The following is an 878-nucleotide window of genomic DNA, read 5'->3' as shown; positions in this document are numbered from 1 at the left end:
AACGTCTCGCGTATATGGTTTTGTGGCGGGGTGAAAACCGCTCGCCATTCAGTCGAGTTTTTAAGTTTTTAAAAATACAGATTTTTTTAGTTTAGCACAAAATCCGCCATAAACTATATACGCTGTTACCACACGTTTTTATTCAGTTTGTGTTTATCTTAAATCTAAAATCACAGAATCTTTTGCTTTGATATAAATTAGGTTGTCATCGTGATATAATTTAGTCGTATCTCCTTTAATTTCCGTCCGCACGAAGTCAGATTCAATAAATGTTTTTTTGTTTGAGTCTAAATAAATGGGAATTGCAACATATAAAAAACAACTAATTATTATTAGGCTATTCAAAATTATAATTCCTTTTAATTTCTCCGTCTTTGCCTTGAAAAAGAAAATTCTGATACTAATTAAAGTCCAAATTAGTCCGACTGCTAATGTCAAAAATAAAATCAGATGATGAATTCCAGGTGCGTGAATATATGGGTTTCCAATAATCACATAAATTATTCCTGCAACTCCAAACCCTATTCCATAAAACAGCAAAGTTTTTAAAATTCCTTTTTTCATTTTATCCGCTAAAAGTATCAGTTGGTAAATTCAAACAGATGATTGCGGAAACGATATGTATTCCGAGTATTATCATAGTCCATTTCGGTTTTTTAGTCATTAAAATCCCATAAATAGGAATTTGAACAACAGCAATAATAATCGCCAAAATTCCGATTTGATTATTCATCACACTTATTATCATTGAGTATGGATAAACTACTTTAGCTGGCCAAAAAAATCCGTGTCCGCCACCCATTGATAATACTACAAATGTTAAAATCAGAACTGTTGTTAATGCTATGACGATTGTTTTTTTCAAATGTGTGGTAACG

2 protein-coding genes are annotated in these 878 nt (G+C 31.4%); both read right to left on the bottom strand.

Features of this window, described 5'->3' with window-relative positions; genetic code table 11:
- Positions 1 to 153: 153 nt before the first annotated feature.
- Positions 154 to 564 (bottom strand): hypothetical protein, encoded by a 411-nt coding sequence (locus tag G3567_RS13205; RefSeq protein ID WP_164005787.1) that lies wholly within the window; start codon positions 562 to 564, stop codon positions 154 to 156.
- A gap of 1 nt (position 565) precedes the next feature.
- On the bottom strand, positions 566 to 878 hold a 313-nt coding region (locus G3567_RS13200; RefSeq protein WP_164005786.1), incomplete at its 5' end, for a hypothetical protein.

This window comes from Psychroflexus aurantiacus (genome assembly GCF_010820555.1).
In the GTDB taxonomy this organism is placed as follows: domain Bacteria; phylum Bacteroidota; class Bacteroidia; order Flavobacteriales; family Flavobacteriaceae; genus Psychroflexus; species Psychroflexus aurantiacus.
This window is presented reverse-complemented; position numbering and strand designations above follow the sequence as displayed.

Coding starts and splice junctions, on each gene's coding strand:
- G3567_RS13205 (WP_164005787.1), bottom strand. CDS start 564: ATGAAAAAAGGAATTTTAAAAACTTTGCTGTTTTATGGAATAGGGTTT.